The 20,416-nt window shown below is 36.1% G+C and carries 23 protein-coding genes, 1 tRNA gene and 1 riboswitch; of the genes, 22 read left to right on the forward strand and 2 right to left on the reverse strand.

What is annotated here, in order from left to right; all coding sequences use genetic code 11:
• Positions 1–77 precede the first annotated feature (77 nt).
• The 10 genes from ACSYSF_RS01605 (at position 78) to ACSYSF_RS01650 (ending at position 8,355) form a co-directional block, all read left to right on the forward strand.
• Positions 78–1,058 carry a mannose/fructose/sorbose PTS transporter subunit IIB gene (locus tag ACSYSF_RS01605; protein ID WP_489867982.1) on the forward strand — a complete coding sequence of 327 codons (981 nt, stop codon included), beginning with the start codon at positions 78–80 and terminating at the stop codon, positions 1,056–1,058.
• A gap of 36 nt (positions 1,059–1,094) precedes the next feature.
• Positions 1,095–1,901, forward strand: a complete 807-nt coding sequence (locus tag ACSYSF_RS01610) for a PTS mannose/fructose/sorbose transporter subunit IIC (RefSeq protein WP_489867983.1) — start codon at positions 1,095–1,097, stop codon at positions 1,899–1,901.
• Between the two features lie 19 nt (positions 1,902–1,920).
• Positions 1,921–2,868, forward strand: coding sequence for a PTS system mannose/fructose/sorbose family transporter subunit IID (locus ACSYSF_RS01615; protein WP_489867984.1), 948 nt, complete (start codon positions 1,921–1,923; stop codon positions 2,866–2,868).
• An 88-nt stretch (positions 2,869–2,956) separates the two neighbouring features.
• Positions 2,957–3,304, forward strand: a complete 348-nt coding sequence (locus ACSYSF_RS01620) for a DUF956 family protein (RefSeq protein ID WP_489867985.1) — start codon at positions 2,957–2,959, stop codon at positions 3,302–3,304.
• A 23-nt stretch (positions 3,305–3,327) separates the two neighbouring features.
• Positions 3,328–3,999, forward strand: coding sequence for a histidine phosphatase family protein (locus ACSYSF_RS01625; protein WP_489867986.1), 672 nt, complete (start codon positions 3,328–3,330; stop codon positions 3,997–3,999).
• Positions 4,000–4,075: 76 nt separating this feature from the next.
• Positions 4,076–4,972, forward strand: a complete 897-nt coding sequence (locus ACSYSF_RS01630; protein ID WP_489867987.1) for a DNA/RNA non-specific endonuclease — start codon at positions 4,076–4,078, stop codon at positions 4,970–4,972.
• A gap of 85 nt (positions 4,973–5,057) precedes the next feature.
• Positions 5,058–5,612 carry an NADPH-dependent FMN reductase gene (locus ACSYSF_RS01635; protein WP_489867988.1) on the forward strand — a complete coding sequence of 185 codons (555 nt, stop codon included), beginning with the start codon at positions 5,058–5,060 and terminating at the stop codon, positions 5,610–5,612.
• Between the two features lie 37 nt (positions 5,613–5,649).
• The gene (locus ACSYSF_RS01640; protein WP_489867989.1) at positions 5,650–6,075 is read left to right on the forward strand and encodes a hypothetical protein; all 426 of its coding nucleotides are present in this window, start codon (positions 5,650–5,652) and stop codon (positions 6,073–6,075) included.
• Between the two features lie 268 nt (positions 6,076–6,343).
• On the forward strand, positions 6,344–6,694 hold the full coding sequence (locus tag ACSYSF_RS01645; protein WP_491737238.1) for a hypothetical protein: 351 nt from the start codon (positions 6,344–6,346) through the stop codon (positions 6,692–6,694).
• Between the two features lie 398 nt (positions 6,695–7,092).
• A complete protein-coding gene (locus ACSYSF_RS01650; RefSeq protein WP_489867991.1) occupies positions 7,093–8,355 on the forward strand; it encodes a Fic family protein in 1,263 nt (420 codons plus the stop codon).
• 101 nt (positions 8,356–8,456) lie between these two features.
• Here ACSYSF_RS01650 and ACSYSF_RS01655 read toward each other — a convergent pair.
• A tRNA-Arg gene (locus tag ACSYSF_RS01655) sits at positions 8,457–8,528 on the reverse strand.
• Between the two features lie 148 nt (positions 8,529–8,676).
• Between ACSYSF_RS01655 and ACSYSF_RS01660 the strand changes: the two genes are divergently transcribed.
• The 12 genes from ACSYSF_RS01660 (at position 8,677) to cls (ending at position 19,670) form a co-directional block, all read left to right on the forward strand.
• On the forward strand, positions 8,677–9,063 hold the full coding sequence (locus tag ACSYSF_RS01660) for a helix-turn-helix transcriptional regulator (protein WP_489867992.1): 387 nt from the start codon (positions 8,677–8,679) through the stop codon (positions 9,061–9,063).
• Positions 9,050–9,505 carry a hypothetical protein gene (locus tag ACSYSF_RS01665; protein WP_489867993.1) on the forward strand — a complete coding sequence of 152 codons (456 nt, stop codon included), beginning with the start codon at positions 9,050–9,052 and terminating at the stop codon, positions 9,503–9,505. Before ACSYSF_RS01660 ends, ACSYSF_RS01665 begins: the two co-directional genes overlap by 14 nt.
• Positions 9,506–9,627: 122 nt before the next feature.
• Positions 9,628–9,840 carry a hypothetical protein gene (locus ACSYSF_RS01670; RefSeq protein ID WP_489867994.1) on the forward strand — a complete coding sequence of 71 codons (213 nt, stop codon included), beginning with the start codon at positions 9,628–9,630 and terminating at the stop codon, positions 9,838–9,840.
• A 222-nt stretch (positions 9,841–10,062) separates the two neighbouring features.
• Positions 10,063–11,073 (forward strand): type I glyceraldehyde-3-phosphate dehydrogenase, encoded by a 1,011-nt coding sequence (gap, locus tag ACSYSF_RS01675; RefSeq protein ID WP_489867995.1) that lies wholly within the window; start codon positions 10,063–10,065, stop codon positions 11,071–11,073.
• A 104-nt stretch (positions 11,074–11,177) separates the two neighbouring features.
• Positions 11,178–12,398 (forward strand): phosphoglycerate kinase, encoded by a 1,221-nt coding sequence (locus ACSYSF_RS01680; protein ID WP_489867996.1) that lies wholly within the window; start codon positions 11,178–11,180, stop codon positions 12,396–12,398.
• 117 nt (positions 12,399–12,515) lie between these two features.
• Positions 12,516–13,412, forward strand: coding sequence for a LysR family transcriptional regulator (locus ACSYSF_RS01685; RefSeq protein ID WP_489867997.1), 897 nt, complete (start codon positions 12,516–12,518; stop codon positions 13,410–13,412).
• Between the two features lie 48 nt (positions 13,413–13,460).
• A riboswitch (TPP riboswitch) is annotated at positions 13,461–13,563 on the forward strand.
• 87 nt (positions 13,564–13,650) lie between these two features.
• Positions 13,651–14,169, forward strand: coding sequence for an energy coupling factor transporter S component ThiW (gene thiW, locus ACSYSF_RS01690; RefSeq protein WP_489867998.1), 519 nt, complete (start codon positions 13,651–13,653; stop codon positions 14,167–14,169).
• Positions 14,169–15,011 (forward strand): hydroxyethylthiazole kinase, encoded by an 843-nt coding sequence (gene thiM / locus ACSYSF_RS01695; protein ID WP_489867999.1) that lies wholly within the window; start codon positions 14,169–14,171, stop codon positions 15,009–15,011. Before thiW ends, thiM begins: the two co-directional genes overlap by 1 nt.
• The gene (thiE, locus tag ACSYSF_RS01700; RefSeq protein WP_489868000.1) at positions 14,965–15,582 is read left to right on the forward strand and encodes a thiamine phosphate synthase; all 618 of its coding nucleotides are present in this window, start codon (positions 14,965–14,967) and stop codon (positions 15,580–15,582) included. Before thiM ends, thiE begins: the two co-directional genes overlap by 47 nt.
• A gap of 106 nt (positions 15,583–15,688) precedes the next feature.
• Positions 15,689–16,609 carry an ATP-binding cassette domain-containing protein gene (locus ACSYSF_RS01705; RefSeq protein ID WP_489868001.1) on the forward strand — a complete coding sequence of 307 codons (921 nt, stop codon included), beginning with the start codon at positions 15,689–15,691 and terminating at the stop codon, positions 16,607–16,609.
• Between the two features lie 10 nt (positions 16,610–16,619).
• The gene (locus tag ACSYSF_RS01710; RefSeq protein WP_489868002.1) at positions 16,620–18,140 is read left to right on the forward strand and encodes an ABC transporter permease/substrate-binding protein; all 1,521 of its coding nucleotides are present in this window, start codon (positions 16,620–16,622) and stop codon (positions 18,138–18,140) included.
• Positions 18,141–18,221: 81 nt separating this feature from the next.
• Positions 18,222–19,670, forward strand: a complete 1,449-nt coding sequence (gene cls / locus ACSYSF_RS01715; protein WP_489868003.1) for a cardiolipin synthase — start codon at positions 18,222–18,224, stop codon at positions 19,668–19,670.
• Positions 19,671–19,728: 58 nt separating this feature from the next.
• On the opposite strand, the gene ACSYSF_RS01720 is transcribed toward cls, so the two are convergent.
• On the reverse strand, positions 19,729–20,355 hold the full coding sequence (locus ACSYSF_RS01720; RefSeq protein ID WP_489868004.1) for a DUF308 domain-containing protein: 627 nt from the start codon (positions 20,353–20,355) through the stop codon (positions 19,729–19,731).
• Positions 20,356–20,416: the final 61 nt, after the last annotated feature.

Raw genomic sequence — 20,416 nt, forward strand, 5'->3', positions numbered from 1 at the left:
ACATAGGCTATAATAAGTAAGTACAAACTTGTTTGCACAAGGGAGAGAACAATTATTATATAAGGAGCGTGGCAATCATGGTAAATTTCATTATTGCTAGTCATGGTGAATTTGCTGCTGGTATCCGACAGTCTGGTCAAATGATCTTTGGAGAACAGGAGAATGTTCAAGTTGTAACATTCATGCCTAATGAAGGACCTGAAGATTTGATGAAGAAGTTTGAGGACGCACTGGCAACTTTTGAACCTGAGGGACAAGTTTTGTTCCTCATTGATTTATGGGGAGGGTCACCATTTAACGCCGCATCTCGTATTCAGGCTTTGCATGAAGATCGTATGGCAATTATTACTGGGCTAAACTTACCAATGTTAGTAGAAGCTTACGGGGCTCGTTTCACAATGGAAACAGCTGCTGATATTGCAAGTTATCTAATGCCAGTCGCACGAGATGGTGTTAAAACATTACCCGAAACTGAAGAAGCAACAGTGGAAAATGGCGATAGTGATGACGAATCTGGTGAACCAGTTGTTGAAGCTGGGGATGTCAATAAAGTTATTCATACCGGTTCAGCAACAATGGATGTACGTCTAGCACGTATCGATTCACGTTTGTTGCACGGACAAGTTGCAACAGCTTGGACGAAGTCAGTTTCACCTAACCGTATCATCGTTGTTTCAGATGGTGTGTCAAAGGATGAATTGCGTAAGACTTTGCTAGTACAAGCTGCACCAGTAGGGGTTAAGGTTAATGTTGTCCCTATTCAAAAGTTGGTTGACGTTTGGGATGACCCTCGTTTTTCAACTGTTAAGGCTTTGCTTTTGTTTGAAACACCACAAGATGTTGCAAAGGCAGTTGAAGGTGGCGTTAAATTAGACGAAGTTAATATTGGATCAATGTCTCATTCAGAAGGTAAGCGTATGTTAACAAATGCGGTTGCTGTTGATGATGACGATGTTAAGACTTTAGAATACTTGCGTGATAACGGTGTTAAATTCGATGTTCGAAAAGTACCTGCTGATCAAAGTAAGGATGTTTTTGAATTATTGAAGAAGTCATAATTTTATTTATATAGAAAATATTCGGGAGGATAACGCATGATTTCAGCGTTTTTCGTAGTTCTATTTGCATTCCTAGCTGGAATGGATGGAATTTTAGATCAATTTCAGTTCCATCAACCACTAGTTGCGGCTACATTAATTGGGCTAGCTAATGGTCATTTAACTGAAGGAATTATTCTTGGTGGAACTTTGCAAATGCTTGCTCTAGGTTGGATGAATATCGGAGCCGCTGTCGCACCGGATGCTGCTTTAGCATCAGCTGTTTCGGCATATTTGGTAACAGGTCCAGCACAAGTTAGTGTTGATACTGGTATGGCGATTGCTATTCCTTTGGCCGTAGCCGGACAAGTTTTGACAATCGGTGTTCGTACAATTACAGTTGCTTTGGCTCACATGGTCGACAAGCAAGCCGAAAAAGGAAACTTACGTGGTGTTGAAGCATTACATTGGACAGCCCTAAGTTTGCAAGGTTTGCGTATTGCCATTCCAGTAGGTATTGTTATGGTTGTTGGTGCCGGCCCTGTTAACGATGCTTTGAATGCTATTCCTGATGTTATTACTAAGGGATTGGCTGTTGCCGGTGGATTTATTGTTGTTGTTGGATACGCAATGGTTATCAACATGATGGCTACTGCTGAACTTTGGCCATTCTTCTTCTTGGGATTTGCACTTTCTGCAGTTTCAGAGTTGAACTTGATTGCTATGGGTATGATTGGTCTTGTATTGGCCTTGATTTACCTACAACTATCACCACGCTTTAACGGTGGTTCAGGTAATGGCGGTTCAGGTAACGGTGGTTCAAATGGTGGCGATCCAATTGATACCATTCTAAATAATTATTAAGCTTGAAGGAGAGTACATCATGAGTGAAGAAACAAAAAATGAAGTTCACTTGACTAAAGGTGATCTTGTTAATACTTGGTGGCGTTCTACTTTCTTGCAAGCTGCATGGAACTACGAACGTATGCAAAACGTTGGTTGGGCATTCTCAATGATTCCTGGTATCCGACGTTTGTACAAATCAAAAGAAGATCGAGCTGCCGCATTAAAGCGTCACTTGGAATTCTTTAATACACATCCTTACGTCGCTTCACCTATTTTGGGTGTTCAGTTGGCTATGGAAGAGCAACGTGCTAATGGTGCACCAATTAATGACGAAGCAATTAACGGTGTTAAGGTTGGAATGATGGGACCTTTGGCCGGTGTTGGTGACCCAATTTTCTGGGGAACGATGCGACCAGTTCTAGGAGCTTTCGCTGCAGGTATGGCACAAACTGGTTCAATCATGGGACCAATTATTTTCTTCGTTGTATGGAATCTAATTCGTATGTTGTTTCTATGGTATACCCAAGCACTTGGATATAAAGAAGGAACTAATATCACTCAAGATTTGGGTGGTGGTGCGATGCAAAAGATTACCACTGGTGCTTCAATCTTAGGAATGTTCATCATGGGTGTTCTGGTACCACGTTGGACAACCATGAACTTCCCAATGGTAATGTCAAAGGTCAAGGTGCAAAGTGATGCAACGGCTGGTGTGCCAGGATTGGCTAAGGCAATCAACAATGGCGATGTTTCGGCTTCACAAATTGCTGATGTTGTCTCAAAGATTCAAGATGGTCAATCATTGACGGCCTACAAGGTTACGACATTGCAAGATACATTGGATGATTTGTTGCCAGGTTTGGCACCACTATTGTTGATGTTTGTTGTATTGTGGTTGCTACGTAAGCGTGTATCAGCGATTACAATTATCTTCGGATTGTTCATTGTCGGTATCTTGGCATACGCCTTTGGTATTATGGCATAGAACATTTTAGAACAAAATTTGTTAAAATACAGATGAAACGGTAAACATAACTGTTTCATCTTTTTTTATATCAGCTAGGAGAAACAAGATGGTACAAGCATTAAATACAAAAATAATATTAGCAGGTAGTGCTAACGCGATGATGTCACCAGTTAACATTCAACAAGGTCGAATGTTTTATGGTGATCGCGGCATGGAATTTCGCGCTAATACTGGTGGTGGCTATATTCAAATTCCTTGGCGAAATGTCGAGTCGGTTAGTATGGAAATTATTTTAAAGTTTTATTATCGTGGTTTCTTCGTAAAGACAACAGATGGCAAAACTTTTGAATTTGTTGGGGGCAAAGCCAGAAAAGCAGTTGCTGTTTTTCAAGAAAATTTGCAAGCAAATCAAATTTTGCGCCGTAAAGGTATTCTGGAACGTAAACGTAAATAGTTTAAATTAAGGAGTGGGGAGTCATGAAAACATTACATTTATATGTAGTCCGTCATGGGAAGACGTATTTTAACCGTTACAATAAATTGCAAGGTTGGGGAAATTCACCATTAATGGCATCTGGTATTCAAGATGCGCATACTGCAGCTCAAAAGTTATCGAATATAAAGTTCAAGGCGGCTTATAGTTCTGATACAACACGGGCAATGGATACGGCTAAAATTATCATTCGTGCTAATCGACAAAATCCCGAGTTGCAATTGATTACGGCACCAAACTTTCGTGAAGAATTTTATGGTAGTTTTGAAGGGTCAAATATGGACGTTGCCTGGACTAATGCGGGGGCACCAGTTGGTCTAAAAACGTATGCAGAAATTGTTGATGAATATGGTGTTGATAAGACGAAAGATTTATTGAAGGCTGCTGACCCATGGCATGATGCAGAAGATAGCCAAGAATATTGGGAACGCGTTGATGCAGGGCTACAACGTATTTTGGATAATCCGATTTTAGATGATGGTGATAATGTCTTGTTAATTAGTCACGGTAACACATTGATTTCTTTGGCTGATCGTTTTGGTGAAGGCAAAATTCAAGTGCATGAGCGTCCAGCCAATGGTTCAATTGCGCGTATGGAGTTATCTAAAGACGGCTTAACAATTTTGACTTATAACAATAAATCAGTACAAGATTAAAAGATTTTTATTATGAATAACAGAATAACTTTTTATGACGTGATATACTAATTCAAGTTATAAAAAGGAGATTCGTATGAAACGTAAAAAAAAGCAACGCACAAAGACAATATCTATTAGTACAATAATAGTCATTATTGGGATTGCTATTTTACAGCAAACGGGTGTTATTTCTGATGTTGATGATAAGGTCCAATCTTTGGGTAGTGAATCTTCTTCAAGTAGTAGTACTAAGATAAAGCAACCAACCGTTAATACACAAGATGGTGTTAACTATGGATCAGTTGATGATGATTTACCTAGTGAATCATTGACAAAAACAGTGTTAACTAAGGAAGTTTCTGATCAATTAAAAGCTAATAAAGTGACTTTTAATAACACTGGTTCGTATATTGTTAATGATAATAAAACGGATTTAAATGCAAATGTTAGGGTTGCACCTTATGTACAATTGGCCCAACAAGATGCGCAAGGAAGACCTCAAGTTGCGAATGCTTTTTTGAATAAAAGTAGCCGCCAATATCGTTCACGCTCTGAAACTGGTAATGCTAAGACAATTGATCCAGTTGGCTGGCAACAATCGACAATTGGTGGCCGTTACCAAACGCTATATAATCGTGGTCACTTAATTGGTTATGCGTTGGCTGGCAGCATAAAGTCATTTGATCCTTCAGAAGCCAATCCACAAAATATTGCGACGCAAACAGCGTGGGCTAATCAAGCTTCAAATGGTAATGATGATAACACTGGGCAAAACTATTATGAAACACAAGTGCGGCGTGCTTTAGATCAAAATGAAAGTGTGCGATATCGTGTAACACCGATTTATGTTGGTAATAATTTGGTGCCTTCTGGTAATCATATGGAAGCTAAATCTAATGACGGTCAATTAGAGTTTAATGTCTTTGTGCCAAACGTTCAGCCAGGTGTTAAGATTGATTATGCAAGTGGCGCAAGCACAGTTGTAAAATAGTTATTAATAAATTAACGAGATTGGTTTTTAAGGGATCAATCTCGTTTTTAGTCAGTTGGATGAGTTTATTTATGAAGGAGAAGTTATGACTAAGAAAGTTGGCATAATCGTTGGTAGTACCAGAAGCTCGCGCATTAGTATCGAAATTGCTAAGTGGGTAAATGAACAATTACATGGTACAAATTTTACAAGTGATTTAATTGATTTGGCAGAAATTAATTTACCAATGTTTGATGAACCAGAAGTACCAGCAAGAGGTACACATCATTATGAACACACGAAACAGTGGAGTCAGCTAGTTAAACAGTATGATGGTTTTATTGTCGTGTTTCCGCAATACAATTGGGGCTATCCGAGTGCTTTAAAAAATGCTTTTGATTACTTGTATGATGAGTGGCAAGGCAAACCAATTAGCCTAATGCCATACGGCTCACATGGTGGCTTGCAAGCAATGATAGCTTTTCAGTTAGTTGTCCAAGGATTAAAGATGAAACAACTAGCTGTTAATCCTATGATAACCATTAAAGCTGAAATGTTAGATGAGCATGAAAAATTTATAGATGTTGAAACTGCGTTAAAGGATCAAAATATTCAAATTAATTTATTGTCTCAAGAGTTAGATAATGAGTTTGCCAAATAGAAAGTTGTAAACTTATATTGTAAGAGGGGGTTATGGGATGAAGAAATTTATTTTAACCGTTAGTATGATAATAAGTGGTTTCGTGTTAATTGGCTTTAGCAATGATGCTATGGCAAAAGATGGGGAGCATCATAATGATTATGTTGCGGTTTATAATCAGCATGACAAAAAAGTCAGGACAATAACAAATAAAAAGTCTGTTAATTACATTGCGGATTTAACAGGGGATGTTGGTGGTAACGAAAAAGGTATTCATAAGAAAATACCTAAGCATAAAAAAGTAATGTATCGTTATGTGTTGCATAATGGTAAGAAACGCACTAAATCACATGCTAAAGTTAATTTATATGTGTATCAAGATATTAAAAAAGTGCGTATTACTGGTTTACCAGTTATTTCCAATGCAACAACACATGTTTCAAATAAGCAGTATCATAAGTTGATAAATCCAGATGATTTTTAATTCAATATTGAGATAACATTAGCGCTGATTAGTCTTTACGACTTATCAGCGTTTTTGTTTAGGCATTTGAGATTTTAAACATAGAAATATTATAATTAAATCTCTTTTAGCTTTTTATATTGTAAATTTATTTAGTACAATATCATCTGTAAAAAATCAGGTAAAAGAAACGAAAAGTAGTCATAGAATTAAAGAAACATCTGAGAATAGTTCAGTAGTTACACAATCAGATTCAAGTATAGATAACTCTGCACAAGATGAGACAACTGTGGCCGACCAAATAACTGATCATAAAAAAGATATGTATTTCAGACGTTTAATAGTAGTTATGGCAGTTGATAAGTTTATGTATAAAGTTGAAGGGAGACAATTACCTATGTTTGATTATCTAACTGAAATTCTCAAAGGGTTTACAGTGCATTACGATAATGGAGACACTTATAATGTACGTGATACTGGGTTTCAAAGTAATTTAGCGTCTGAATATAATTTTGGAGAAAACCATGGATGGGAGATTTACTATAATAATAAGCCTAGTGTTATGTTAGAAGTACCTCAAAATGTAGCTGGCGCTAATACAATTACTGTTGCAGATCTAAATCAGATGGCAATTAGATGAGACGCTTGCCTTGAATAGGTAATAAAAAGCAGTTTATATTTTTAACGTAGAAAAGAAGTGGAGTTTATTAATGTGGCTTAGTTTATTCATCATTTTAATGATAATCATAGTGTTGATTTTATTGCTATCAATTCCATATAAAGATGGTTATCAAAGAGCATACCAAGAACTTATTGATACAGGAATGCATAAAAAGAAAGCAAAAATTATTTCATCACTTATAGCTTTCTTGTATATTTTTTAAAGTAATAACGAATGATTTGGTTAAGCCTTTTTTTGCGTATAGTAATGAATAATTACGCTTTAATTTGTAAATATTGGTTATTTTTTTGCTTTAACTAGGAATAAACTGTGTTAATATATAAAAAATGGATTTATTTAAAAATGAGGATGAGATTATGGCGAAATATAAATTATTAAAACAATATATTTACACAGTTGATGATAAATCCTTACCTAAAAATATAATTGCAGAACAAGAGTATGAGCGTCGTATCAATGGATACTCTACAATAGTTACACAAATGAGGCCAAAGATAATGAATGGTGAAGAGGCCTTTGATACGTCATACCCGATATTTTTTGTTGAGACTGTACGAATCAACGAATTAATTTCAAAAATTTATCGTAACTCAAAACAAATTATTCTGTTAGAAGACATATTGCCAGGAGTTGCTAAAGATAGTTTTATAAACACGTTGCTAATTAATGAGATTCATTATACCAATGAAATTGAGGGGATTAATACAAGTCGTGAAGAAATAGGAATGATAATTGGAAATAGTAAAAAAAATATGAAAACAAAAAGATTAGCTTCTACCGTTAATCTTTATATTGATACTATAAATAAAAAATCAAAGAAAATTTTACAATTAAAAGACTTTAGGAATATATATGATGAACTTTTGAAAGGTGAAATAACTGATAAAGAAAAACCGGATGGGAAATATTTTAGAAATGGTTTTGTACGTATCGGTAATACGCTCGAAACAGTGCATATCCCGCCTATTAGAGAAGAAGACATATTTACGCCGCTAACTAGTTTAATTGATTTCATGAATTCACATGAAATAGATCCAATTTTAAAAGCAATGGTCACTCATTTTATGTTTGAAAATACGCATCCGTTTTATGATGGAAATGGTAGAATGGGACGTTATTTACTATCTTCATATATTTCTTCCAAAGTAGACATATTTTCAGGACTGTCTATTGCAACAGCTATAAGAAAGCATAATAACAAATATTATCGTACTTTTAAGCAAGCTGATGATATGTTTAATCGGGCAGATTTAACAATATTTTTAGAAGATATGCTTAGTATCTTAACTTCTGGTCAAGAGGACGTTATCCAAGATTTAAGAGGTAATAAAGAAAAATTAGATGTAATAAAGAAAAATATTTCTCAACATGAACAATTATCAGATTTAGACAAAGGTATATTATATATTATTGCTCAATCACAATTGTTCAATATCGTTGATTCAACATCAATCAAAGATAATGAGATAGTTAAAATTATGAATAAAGAAAAAGTGGCTGTAAATAAGATAAAAAGTGAAATTAAAGATTTAACTAATAATGGTATATTAATTGAAACTTTGAAAAATCCATTAAAGCATATTATTAATAAGAATATTTGGGATAAATTGCTCAATTAAATAAGTTAAACCCCACCGGTCGTAATAACCAGTGGGGCTTTTAATGTATTTGGCATTATCATTAATTAAAATGCAATTATATCAACAATTATAGCTATATATGGGCCTGGGGGGAATCGAACCCTCATCTCCGGAACCGGAATCCAACGTGATATCCATTACACTACAAGCCCGTAACAAATAATAATTATAAACTAATAGATTAGTATTAGCAATAGAATCACGTTGCTGACAGATTAGTTAGGTTAAACCTTGCGATTCATTAAGTTTACCTTTATAATAAACCTATAATTACTATAAAAAATAGAAAAGGTGAAAATAATGGCATCATCAGAAGGAAAGGCCACGATGGGCCGTAACATTAAACGATATATTAAACAAAATGAAATTACCGCAGCCCATTTAGCAGAAATTATTGGTGTATCAACAGCAACTATTTCAGATTGGTCTAATGGGAAGACTTATCCGCGTATTGATAAAATTGAGGCAATGGCGGACTATTTTAAAATTTCTAAATCAGATCTTGTCGAAGAACCAAATCAAGTTTCAAATACAGATGTCACCGATGAACCTGTACTAATGGCAGCACATTGGGGATTAGATATTTCAGGATTACCAGATGAAGAACGTTCACGAGTAATTGATCGTGCAAAATCGTACATCGAAGGTTTAATTGCTGATTATGAGGATCGGAATGGGAACAGATAAGTATGAAAACTTATTAATAAGGGTCGAAAACGATTTAAGTGCTTTGGGGATGGAACCAGTTATTTTGGATACGATGCCACTAAAGGAAAATTCAGGTTTAGATGGTGTTGCTTATTTAAAAGGCAATAAGGCATATATATTTATTGATAAAAATTTAACAATTTTTGAAAAGGCACGCACGTTAGTGGAAGAATATCATCATGCTATCTCTGATATTGGTAATCATTTAGATTATGATGCAAATTTAGCACATAATGATGAGGTTGTTGCGCGCGAAGCAGTGATTAAATATATGACAAGCGAGAATATGATGTTGCAAATCGCGCATGAATATGAGGGACAACCATTCGAAGCTTGGATGTTGTGTGAGTATTTAGGCTATCCGCTAGACTTTGCGCAAGAGACAGTGAATTTTTACCGAGATAACGGGTTTTTAAATTAAACCTAATTTCACTGTTGATTTAAACTTATTTACGATATATAATTAATTTTGTCCTAACATGTTCAGTGCTAGGACTTTAATTAACAATTTAGATTAAGTTTAAACTAACAGGAGGAGTAGTTATGAGTAATGCAATGATTGCGTTTTTAATTATGTTAGCAATTTTTTTAGTTTTGTGGTTTGCAACATTAGCAGTAGTAACAATGATTGAAAACCTGTTTATTGGAAAGACAAAACGATACATTAGGGGCATTATTTTATTGATTCGTTATGGATTAATGAGGCTAGGTGGTGCTAATGATAAGGAAGCACACCGGATTGTGCTTGAAAAGTAGCCATAATAAAATTAAGTGAAAGATTGAGCATGATATATAACAAATTTATTTGCTTGGCTTGAATAGTGTTTATGGTATCTTTTAGAATTCTTATTGAAGTGGTTTTGTATATACTAAGATGGCTTAAAACGACTACTTTGTTTGCGAAAATATAAACAAAGTCGTATAATAAATCATGTAGAAACGTAACAAAAAGAATTTTTTGGGAGGGATCTTAATAATATGACTGTTAAGATTGGTATCAATGGTTTTGGCCGTATTGGTCGTTTAGCATTCCGTCGCATCCTTGAATTAAAGGATACTGCAGATGACATCGAAGTTGTTGCAATTAATGATTTGACTAACCCTGCAATGTTGGCATACTTGTTGAAGTATGACTCAACTCATGGTACTTTGAACGCTGAAGTTTCAGCTGACGAAGATGGTATCATCGTTAATGGTAAGAAGATTCGTGTTTACGCAGAGCGTAACGCAGCTGACTTGAAGTGGGTTGCTAATGATGGTGTTGAAATTGTATTGGAGTCAACTGGATTCTATACTTCAGCAGAAAAGTCACAAGCTCACTTGGATGCTGGTGCTAAGAAGGTTTTGATCTCAGCACCTGCTGGAAATATTCCAACGGTTGTTTATGGTGTTAACCAAGATACATTGACTGCAGATGACAACATTGTTTCTGCTGGTTCATGTACTACACAATCACTTGCTCCATTGGCAAATGCTTTGGACAAGGAATTCGGTATTGAACTTGGTTTGATGACCACTGTTCACGCATTCACTGGTACACAAATGCTTTTGGATGGTCCTAAGGCTAAGAAGATGCGTTCAAACCGTGCTGCATCTGTAAACACTATTCCTCACTCAACTGGTGCTGCTAAGGCTATCGGTTTGGTAGTTCCTTCAGTTGCTGGTAAGTTGGATGGTCACGCACAACGTGTTGGTGTTGTTGATGGTTCAGTTACTGAGTTGACTGCAGAATTGTCAAAGACGGTTTCTGCTGAAGAAGTTAACGAAGCTGTTAAGAAGTACGAGAATGATTCATTTGGATACAATGATGATGAAATTGTTTCATCAGATATCATTGGCGACACACACGGTGCCGTATACGATCCAACTTTGACTAAGGTTATCACTGTTGGTGATAAGCAATTAGTTCAAACTGCTGCTTGGTATGATAACGAGTATGGTTTCACTTCAAACATGATCCGTACTTTGTTGCACTTGGCAACACTTTAATAGTTAGATAACTATTATTGAAAACGGGTGGTTTAGTAATAGTCTGAACCGCCCGTTTTTTCTATTAAACTCTTAACGAATTAAAATAAGGAAAGAGGGATTCCATGGCAAAATTAACTGTTGATGACCTAGAATTAAAAGGTAAGAAAGTATTGATGCGTGTTGACTTTAACGTGCCACTAAAAGAAGTGGACGGTCAACAAGAAGTTGCTAATGATAACCGTATTGTTGCAGCTTTGCCAACAATTAAGCATGTATTGAACGAGGGTGGACGTGCTATCTTGTTCTCACACTTGGGTCGTATTAAGAGTGAAGATGATAAGCCTGGACTATCAATGAAGCCAGTTGCACAACGTTTGGCTGATTTGTTAGGTCAACCTGTTACATTCGTTCCTGCAATTGAAGGCCCTGAACTTGAAGATGCTATTAACCATCTTGAAGATGGCCAAGTATTAATCTTTGAGAACACACGTTATGCTGACGTTGTAGATGGCGAGCAAGTAAAGCGCGAGTCAAAGAACGATCCTGAGTTAGGTGCTTACTGGGCATCATTGGGTGATGTATTTGTAAACGATGCCTTTGGAACTGCTCACCGTTCACACGCTTCAAATGCTGGAATTGCAGCTAACATTGCACAAACAGCTGCAGGTTACTTGATGGAAAAGGAAATCAAGTTCTTGGGTGGAGCTGTTGAAAACCCAGAGCGTCCATTCGTTGCAATCATCGGTGGTGCTAAGGTTTCAGATAAGATTACGATTATCCAAAACCTACTAGCAAAGGCTGATAAGGTTATTGTTGGTGGTGGAATGGCATATACATTTGCTGCTGCTAAGGGTCAAAAGATTGGTGATTCATTATACGAAGCTGACAAGGTTGAATTGGCTAAGCAATTAATTGCTGATGCTGGTGATAAGTTGGTATTGCCTGTTGATGCCGTTGCAGCTGACAAGTTTGCTAACGATGCAGAATCATATGTTGCTGAAGGTGACATCAAGGATGGCTACATGGGTCTAGATATTGGTCCTAAGTCTGTTGAACTATTTAAGTCAGTGCTTGCTGATGCAAAGACAGTTGTTTGGAATGGTCCTATGGGCGTATTCGAAATGGAAAACTTTGCTAAGGGAACTTTGGCTATTGGTCAAGAACTTGTTAAGGTTACTGAGAACGGTGCAACAACAATTGTTGGTGGTGGTGATTCAACTGCTGCCGTACAACAATTAGGTGTCGCTGACCAATTGAGTCATATTTCAACTGGTGGTGGTGCTTCATTGGAGTACCTAGAAGGAAAGACTTTGCCAGGAATTGCAGCAATTTCTGAAAAGTAATCCTAGATTGATGAAGGTCGAGTGTTATTGCTCGGCTTTTTTTGTTGCTTGAAATATTCTAATAAGGACTTATTTATGGTAAACTATTCCAAATGGTAATATTTAAGGAAGCTTATTATGGATATTAATAAATTTAATGTGTTTTTAGATTTAGCACAAACTGGTAATTATTCTGAAACGGCAGAGCATTTATATACAACGCAGGGTAATATTTCTAAACAAATTTTATCTTTAGAAAAAGAATTAAAGACAAAATTATTTATTCGTGAGCATCGGCGTATTACATTGACTGAATCTGGTCGCATTACCGAAATGTATGCTAAAAAGATTACTCATGAATATCGGGCTTTGCAGCAAACATTAACGCAACACGGTGTTGAATCTGATAATGTGTTAACGATCCATACGATGCCAACGTTTTCCAATTATCGGGGCTTTTCTTTAGTGAGTGCTTTCCATCAAAATTATCCAGAGATTACCTTACATTTCTCAGAAACACAGGATGATAAATTAGTTGATTCGTTACTAGAGAATCAAGCTGATATTATCTTTGGTCATTACACACCTAATTTAAACAGTAAACTTGAAACTTTGTTAACAGATCAGGATAATCTGGTTGCGATATTACCAGCAAACCATCCACTTTCAGCTAAAAAAATGCTGACTTTAAATGATATGATTCAAGAAGACATCTTGTTACTAGAAGGTGAAGAAACCATGATTTTTAATAAATTTGGAATTATGGCGGAAAAACAACAATTGAAGAAAGCCGTTACTTACCAGGGAGAGCGAATCGATATTATTTTAAATATGGTTTCAAATGGTATGGGAATGGCGCTCGTTATGGATAAGCGTGTGGATGTGTCTCATGATGAGCAGCTTATCAAACGGCGAATTGGTTTAAATACGACTAGTAATTTTGGCTTTATGCGGTTAAAGCAACTTCATGAATCTAATGCTAGTGAAGTTTTTTGGAAATATATGACTCAAATTACTAATCATGATCTTAATTAATCAGTTTTTTAATGATTAATATGATATGATAGTTTTTATAGAAGAATATTTATCACAAAGGGGAGCCATTATCGGCTGAGAAGGAGTTTTACTCTAGACCCTCCGTACCTGTTTTAGTTATTTAAGCGTAGGAATTGTGAAAGTACTATTATTAGCATTGTATATAATAGCCTCTTTGTGATTTTTAATTACAAAGAGGCTTTTTTATTTTAATTTATTGGAGTTTAGGAGAATGGGTATGAATTCAAGTACTAGAAAAATTACGTATTTGGCTATGATGATTGCATTGGATGTTGTTTTATCACCAATTTTACGTATTGAGGGTATGGCACCAATGTCTAGTGTCGTTAATGTATTAGCAGGCGTTCTGATGGGACCTTTGTATGCAACGATTATGGCAACTTGCTGTGGTATTATTCGTATGATGATGATGGGAATTCCGCCATTGGCATTAACTGGCGCAGTTTTTGGCGCTTTATTAGCAGGATTGGGCGCTCGCTTGATGCATAATGTTTATGGGTCAATTATTGGTGAAATTATTGGTACAGGAGTTATTGGATCATTATTATCATATCCAGTTATGGTATTATTTACCGGTACTAAAACAGACTTGTATTGGTTACTTTATACACCAAGATTCTTAGGAGCTGCAGTCATGGGCTCAGTCGCAGCTTGGGTAATTTGGCAACAGGCTAAGAAAATGTCATTGTTTAAAGATATGATGCGTGTATTTAATGGGAAATTGGAGATACACTGATGGAAAAAATCATGATGCCACTAACTCAAACACCATTGGTTCATTGCATTACGAACACGATTTCAGTTGAAACAGTGGCCAATGCTATATTATATGTTGGTGCTAAGCCAATTATGACTGAAGATACGCGTGCTTTTGAGGATTTAGCAAAGCAAACGGATAGTTTATTGTTGAATTTAGGTAGTTTGTCGGTCAAAAAAGAAGAAAGCTTATTAGCTGCAACCAAGTTAGCCCACGGTCATAAACCATTTGTGCTAGATGTTGTGGGCGTTGCCAGTGCACGTACCGCTATGGCAATTGCTAAAAAACTTATGACTTACGAACCAACTATCGTACGCGGTAATATTTCTGAGATGCGTGCGGTAGCTGGTTTAACGACAACAAATCGAGGCGTTGATAGTAGTGCTTTAGATCAGACAAAGGACGCTGTCAATGAGTTAATCGTTGCATTACAAGCATTGCCAACTGCCTCAATATATGTTGCCACGGGTGCGCAAGATGTTGTGGTGGCCGGCGATAACGTGTGGGTTTTAGAAAATGGTGTACCTGAATTAGATCGATTTACAGGTTCAGGAGATTTATTGGGCGGTTTGTTGGCAGCATTGTTGGGTGTGCAAGCAACACCTGAAGTTGCTGCAGTACATGCAATTAGTTACTTAAATATTGCCGGTGAACAAGCTAAACAAAGGGCTACAACAAAAGGACTGGCAGATTTTCGGCAACAGTTTTTAAATGAATTATCATTGTTAGGTACTGACAATCCTGATTGGTTAGCACAAATAAAGGGGACAAAAAATGGCAAAAGAATTATATTTAGTGACAGCACGTTATGGGGAAAGTGAAAAAGAATTTTTAGATAAGGTTGCGCTAGCATGTGCGAGTGGAGTTACTTTAGTACAATTACGCGAAAAAGATTTATCAACCCGTGCTTATTATGAGTTAGCCGTAAAAGTTAAGCAGATAACGGATCAATATGACTTATCTTTGATTATTGATGATCGCATTGATATTTGTTTAGCCGTTGACGCAGCGGGCGTTCATATTGGGGATGACGAGTTACCAGTGAACATTGCTCGTAAGCTATTAGGACCTAATAAAATGTTAGGTGTATCAGCCAAAACAGTTGAACGAGCTGTTGAAGCGGAAACGCAAGGGGCAGATTACTTAGGTACTGGTGCAATGTTCCCAACGACCACTAAGGTTATTACAAAACAGACAAGTAAAGCGACTTTGACAGATATTGTTAAGGCAGTTAATATTCCGGTCGTTGCAATCGGTGGTATCAAAGAAAATAATATTGCAACGTTAGCAGACACTGGTGTTGTTGGTGTTGCTGTTGTAAGTGAAATTATGAAGGCTGATGACATTGCTGATAAAGTTAAAAAATTAAACAAACAAATTGATTTATTATAAGTAAAATAAGACTGGGGGTTTAGCTCAACCAGTCTTTTTTATATACTTATATTATTGGAAAAGTAACAGGCCAATTTAAATTATATAAAAAGAAGGACGTGTTAATATGATTGCATTTGAAAATGTTGTTAAAACATATCAAAATAAGCAAGTTGTTAATAAATTAAATCTAACCATCGCTTCTGGTGAATTTTTTGTTTTGGTTGGTCCCAGTGGTAGTGGGAAAACCACGATTTTAAAAATGATTAATCGTTTAACTAACCAGAGTCAGGGTAAAATTATCATTGATGATCAAAATGTTGAGAATGTTAATAAGACGACGTTACGTCAGGATATTGGCTATGTTTTACAAAATATCGCCCTTTTCCCGAATTTAACAATTAGTCAAAATGCTGGCATCTTATTAGAAGCGCGAGGTATTAAACGCGAGCAAAGGCAAGAAATTGTCAAAACATTGTTGGATAAAGTTGGATTATCTTATGACCAATATGGTTCACGAATGCCTAATGAATTATCAGGTGGTGAACAACAACGGGTAGGGATTGTCCGTGCATTGACAACGCAACCTAAAATTATTTTAATGGATGAGCCATTTAGTGCCCTAGATCCGTTATCACGTAAACAATTACAAGACTTAATTTTGTCGTTGTATCAAGAACTAAAACCAACGATTGTGTTTGTTACCCATGATATGCAAGAGGCCTTACGGTTAGGAACGCAAATTGGTGTATTGGTGAATGGCGAACTACAACAAGTAGGGGCACCGCAAACGATTATTAATCAACCAGCTAATCAAGTTGTGTCATCACTATTTAACAATCAACGAATCACTTTGATTGCTAATCTTTTGGCAGCTAATCTTGGTGAAACCGTTGCTAATAAGCAAGTAATGGATACTGTCCATTTATCTAGTATTCAAACAATTCAGGAACTAGCTGCTGCGTTGTATCAGCATGATTATGTCATTGTTGATGAGCAATATATCATCAATCAGAATGATTTACTAATGTATATTAGTAAGAATTAAGGAGAACAATATGTTAAATGATTTGATACATTTAGTCACAACTCAATCAAGTGACATTATTGTTGCTCTGGAAGAACATGTTTTGCTTTCTTTAGCAGCAATTTTAATTGCTTCAATTATTGCCATCCCACTAGCGATTTCGCTGATGAATCATCGGCGTTTAGGTGAAGGGGTATTACAAGTTGCGGGAGTTATTCAAACAATTCCTAGTTTAGCAATTTTGGGTGTTTTAATTCCGTTTGTGGGAATTGGAACAGCGCCAGCTATTATTGCCTTGGTCCTATATGCCATTATGCCAATTTTTCAAAATACGTATGCTGGTTTAACTGAAATTAATCCCGACTTATTAGAAGCTGCTGAAGCATTTGGCTTTTCAAAATGGTTTAAATTATTTAAAATTCAATTACCATTAGCCATGCCGATGATTTTATCAGGATTGAGAATTGCGATGGTATTAGTTATTGGAACGGCGACATTAGCTGCCCTAATTGGTGGTGGTGGCCTTGGTACATTCATTATGATTGGTATCCAAACAAATGATAATGCGCAGTTATTGCTAGGTGCTATTTTATCAGCGGTGTTAGCATTGGTCTTTTCATGGATTATTAAAGTACTTGGTAAACTATCTTTGAAAAAATTGGGAATTGTTGTCACTGTGCTGATTATCTTGTTAGGTGGTTATTTTGGTGGTAGAGCCTTATTGCAACCTAGTGGCCGGATTATAGTGGCCGGCAAATTAGGTGGTGAACCTGAGATTTTAATTAATATGTATAAGGAACTAATTGAAGAAGATAATCCACGATTAGACGTACAGATTAAACCCAATTTTGGTGGCACAACGTTTATTTATAAGGCCCTTAAAAGTGGGGATGTTGATATTTATCCAGAGTTTACCGGAACGGTCTTGCAGAATTTGGTTAAGGGTAAAAAGGTTAGTCATCAACCAAAAGAAGCGTATCAAGATGCTAAACAAGCGCTTGATGAGCAAGATAATTTGGCTTACTTGCCACGTATGAAGTATCAAAATACGTATGCATTGGCAGTACGTCAAGCAGATGCGAAAAAATATCATTTGCAAACAACTAGCGATTTAGCAAAACTGTCACCACAATTATCGGCTGGTTTTGATCATGATTTCTATGAATTAAAAGATTCATATCCAGGAATGAAGAAGGCATACAACTTACAATTTAAAAATGTTAAGAGTATGTCATCAAGTTTGCGTTATAAAGCTTTAGCAAATAAGCAAATTGACGTAACTGATGCTTATACAACTGATCCACAGTTAAAGGCTGATAAGCTAGTAACATTGAAAGATGATAAGCATTATTTCCCAGCCTTTCAAGGTGCTCCTTTGGTAAGAAAAGAAATTATAACCAAGTATCCTAGTGTTAAGAAGAGTTTATTACGATTAAAGGATCAAATCACTAATCAAGATATGATTGACATGAATTATAAAGTGACGGTTGAGCATAAATCTGCTAAGAAAGTAGCGCACCAGTATTTAGTAAAGCATGATTTGTTAAAATAATCATTAATTAATATTAATTTGATATAATGCTGTGACATAAAACTGGTAAAATTAGAACTATTATTCAGAAGGAGAGTAGTTATGGCTGAACATTGGTTAGTAATACTAATTGAAGTAATCTTTATTATTAATACGTTGGCCGCAATTTTAACAGTTTTTAGAGATCGTTATCGGGATATTACCGCTATTTGGGCATGGATGTTGGTGCTATTATTGTTCCCAATAGTTGGCTTTCTAATTTATTTCTTATTCGGTAGAAAATTATCAGATAACCATATCTTTAACATGCAAACGCAACAAGTGTTAGGGATTGATAAAATTGCTGAAAATCAACAAAAAGAGGTTATTGAATTAGCTGACCCTGAGAGCTATGTAGAAGAACAGGCTTTTGTCCGTTTATTCTTGCAAAGTGAACAAGCAATTTTTACAAATCAGAATGAAGTTCAAATCTTTACAGATGGACATGAAAAGTTTAAAAAATTGTATGAGGATATTCGTGGTGCAAAGCATCATATTAATGTTGAATATTATACGATTTATGATGACAGGATAGGAAATGACTTTGTTGATTTGTTAACAGAAAAGGCTAAAGAAGGTGTTCGCGTCCGGGTTATCTATGATAGCTGGGGCTCAGGCGGTAAAAACAATAAATTGTATAAACGTTTACGTGAAGCTGGTGGCCATGTAGAAGCTTTCTTAATGCCAAAGTGGCAGTATATATCATTGCATGTTAATAACCATGATCACCGAAAGTTAGTGATTATTGATGGTGATATTGGCTATATTGGTGGTTTCAATGTTGGTGATCAATATTTAGGACGTTTGAAAAAATTTGGTTATTGGCGTGATACACATCTACGAGTTGTTGGGGATGCAGTATTAGCGATGCAAAGCCGTTTCTTTACTGATTGGAATGCGACAACGAAGCATGAAAAGTTAGAATTCGGCGAACAATATTTTCCATCACATGATACAGATGGGGATGTGCCAATGCAAATTGTTTCGTCAGGACCAGATACTGATGTTAAGCAGATTTATCAAGGTTATCTGCGCATGATTTCAATGGCACATGATAGTATTACGATTCAATCGCCTTATTTCATTCCAAACCAAGCGATTATGGACAGTCTTATAATTGCTTCTAAAGCCGGTGTTCATGTCCGAATTATGATTCCATCAAAGCCTGACCATATGTTTGTTTATCGTGCTACCGAGTATTATGCAAATGTTTTAGCGAATGAAGGTATTGAAATTTATGCCTATAATAAGGGCTTTTTACATTCGAAGACTTTAGTCATTGATAATCGTATCGTATCAGTTGGTAGTGCTAACATGGATATTCGCTCATTCTCACTTAACTTTGAAGTGAATGCTTTCTTATACAGTGAACACGTAGCACTTGAAATGGAAGCAATCTTTGAAAAAGATTTGGAAGACTCAACCCTTTTGACGCCGGAGTATTTTGAAGCACAGTCATCATGGAAGAGATTTAAGCAATTTTTCTCAAGACTATTAACACCAATTCTATAATTATTTGTTAATAGTAAAAAAGCAGCCTCATTTGAGACTGCTTTTTGTATATAATGATTTATTTTTTGCTTAAATCATTTGTGCGACTAAAGAAACTAACAAGTAAGAAGTATATTCCTAATAGGTCAGTGTAGATACCTAAGATAATTTGCATATCGTGGGTTGAGTAATCGGTAAATAGAACCAAGAACAAACCTAAGCAAAGGCCAACGGCACCAATTAGTAGACCGACTAAACGTTGCCAACCAATTAGTAATTCAGGTACCCAAGTTTGTGCTAAATTACTTGTAGCGTTAAATAGAATCCAAAAACCAAAGACGATACCAATGAAATCTTGCGTAAAGTCTTGGCGGAATAATAGAACGAGCCCCATGACAGCACTGAGTAAAGCACTCATCAAATGTGATCCACGCAGATAAACACTGTTTTTGAATAACATTAAGTCGATAAAAGCAACAAAAATTGAAAATAGCCCAAAAATGATTGAAACAGCTAGTAACCATTTAGGGTTGAAAACGAAAGCAAAGATACCTAAAATAATTGAAATAACACCAGCTGTTGCTAGTAACTTACGTGATAGGTATGAAATAACTGGTTTCTGTGGTTGTTGGTCTGTGCGTCGTGGTGTCACGACTTCATCTTTTTGACCATCAGCCTCACTTTTGACTTCTGGCAAATTTGCCATGATGATGCCTCCCTTAATAAGTTGTTTAAGATGAGTGTAATGGAAAATGATGTAAAATACA

The sequence above is a fragment of the Weissella sp. ESL1139 genome (assembly GCF_058506735.1).

What these genes read in the sequence shown, in the direction of transcription:
- ACSYSF_RS01605 (WP_489867982.1), top strand. Translation starts at nt 78, where the DNA reads ATGGTAAATTTCATTATTGCTAGTCATGGTGAATTTGCTGCTGGTATC.
- ACSYSF_RS01610 (WP_489867983.1), top strand. Translation starts at nt 1,095, where the DNA reads ATGATTTCAGCGTTTTTCGTAGTTCTATTTGCATTCCTAGCTGGAATG.
- ACSYSF_RS01615 (WP_489867984.1), top strand. Translation starts at nt 1,921, where the DNA reads ATGAGTGAAGAAACAAAAAATGAAGTTCACTTGACTAAAGGTGATCTT.
- ACSYSF_RS01620 (WP_489867985.1), top strand. Translation starts at nt 2,957, where the DNA reads ATGGTACAAGCATTAAATACAAAAATAATATTAGCAGGTAGTGCTAAC.
- ACSYSF_RS01625 (WP_489867986.1), top strand. Translation starts at nt 3,328, where the DNA reads ATGAAAACATTACATTTATATGTAGTCCGTCATGGGAAGACGTATTTT.
- ACSYSF_RS01630 (WP_489867987.1), top strand. Translation starts at nt 4,076, where the DNA reads ATGAAACGTAAAAAAAAGCAACGCACAAAGACAATATCTATTAGTACA.
- ACSYSF_RS01635 (WP_489867988.1), top strand. Translation starts at nt 5,058, where the DNA reads ATGACTAAGAAAGTTGGCATAATCGTTGGTAGTACCAGAAGCTCGCGC.
- ACSYSF_RS01640 (WP_489867989.1), top strand. Translation starts at nt 5,650, where the DNA reads ATGAAGAAATTTATTTTAACCGTTAGTATGATAATAAGTGGTTTCGTG.
- ACSYSF_RS01650 (WP_489867991.1), top strand. Translation starts at nt 7,093, where the DNA reads ATGGCGAAATATAAATTATTAAAACAATATATTTACACAGTTGATGAT.
- ACSYSF_RS01660 (WP_489867992.1), top strand. Translation starts at nt 8,677, where the DNA reads ATGGCATCATCAGAAGGAAAGGCCACGATGGGCCGTAACATTAAACGA.
- ACSYSF_RS01665 (WP_489867993.1), top strand. Translation starts at nt 9,050, where the DNA reads ATGGGAACAGATAAGTATGAAAACTTATTAATAAGGGTCGAAAACGAT.
- ACSYSF_RS01670 (WP_489867994.1), top strand. Translation starts at nt 9,628, where the DNA reads ATGAGTAATGCAATGATTGCGTTTTTAATTATGTTAGCAATTTTTTTA.
- gap (WP_489867995.1), top strand. Translation starts at nt 10,063, where the DNA reads ATGACTGTTAAGATTGGTATCAATGGTTTTGGCCGTATTGGTCGTTTA.
- ACSYSF_RS01680 (WP_489867996.1), top strand. Translation starts at nt 11,178, where the DNA reads ATGGCAAAATTAACTGTTGATGACCTAGAATTAAAAGGTAAGAAAGTA.
- ACSYSF_RS01685 (WP_489867997.1), top strand. Translation starts at nt 12,516, where the DNA reads ATGGATATTAATAAATTTAATGTGTTTTTAGATTTAGCACAAACTGGT.
- thiW (WP_489867998.1), top strand. Translation starts at nt 13,651, where the DNA reads ATGAATTCAAGTACTAGAAAAATTACGTATTTGGCTATGATGATTGCA.
- thiM (WP_489867999.1), top strand. Translation starts at nt 14,169, where the DNA reads ATGGAAAAAATCATGATGCCACTAACTCAAACACCATTGGTTCATTGC.
- thiE (WP_489868000.1), top strand. Translation starts at nt 14,965, where the DNA reads ATGGCAAAAGAATTATATTTAGTGACAGCACGTTATGGGGAAAGTGAA.
- ACSYSF_RS01705 (WP_489868001.1), top strand. Translation starts at nt 15,689, where the DNA reads ATGATTGCATTTGAAAATGTTGTTAAAACATATCAAAATAAGCAAGTT.
- ACSYSF_RS01710 (WP_489868002.1), top strand. Translation starts at nt 16,620, where the DNA reads ATGTTAAATGATTTGATACATTTAGTCACAACTCAATCAAGTGACATT.
- cls (WP_489868003.1), top strand. Translation starts at nt 18,222, where the DNA reads ATGGCTGAACATTGGTTAGTAATACTAATTGAAGTAATCTTTATTATT.
- ACSYSF_RS01720 (WP_489868004.1), bottom strand. Translation starts at nt 20,355, where the DNA reads ATGGCAAATTTGCCAGAAGTCAAAAGTGAGGCTGATGGTCAAAAAGAT.